Consider the following 392-nt stretch of genomic DNA (forward strand, 5'->3'; position numbering starts at 1 on the left):
ACCTCGCCGAGGCCGAAGCGATCGTCGATGCGGCGATTGTCCGCCTTTCCGGGCTGGGCTATCTCGACGATGCCGCCTATGCCGATCTCAAGGTGCGCGGGCTGGCCCGGCGCGGCGGTTCGCTCCGCGCCATTCGTGCCACGCTGTCGGCGAAGGGGGTCGAGGCCGAAACCGTCGCCGCCGCTTTGACCGAGCTTGGCCCTGATCCCGATCGCGCCGCTGCCCTGGCTTTTGCCCGTCGCCGCCGCCTGGGGCCCTTCCGCCCGCCCGAGGCCCGCGCCGATCATCGTAACCGCGATCTCGCCTCGCTGGGCCGTGCCGGGTTCTCGTGGGAGATCGCCCGCGCCGTGATCGATGGCGACGGGACAGAGCCGGACGAGGACTAAGTTTGG

The 392-nt window shown here is 70.9% G+C and carries 1 protein-coding gene; it reads left to right on the plus strand.

The features are described from left to right. The coding region (locus K678_RS17445; protein WP_021133813.1) for a regulatory protein RecX at window positions 1-386 on the plus strand (386 nt) is incomplete at its 5' end. Window positions 387-392 lie beyond the last annotated feature (6 nt).

Origin of the sequence: Magnetospirillum fulvum MGU-K5 (assembly GCF_000442515.1) — a bacterium.
GTDB lineage: Bacteria > Pseudomonadota > Alphaproteobacteria > Rhodospirillales > Magnetospirillaceae > Phaeospirillum > Phaeospirillum fulvum_B.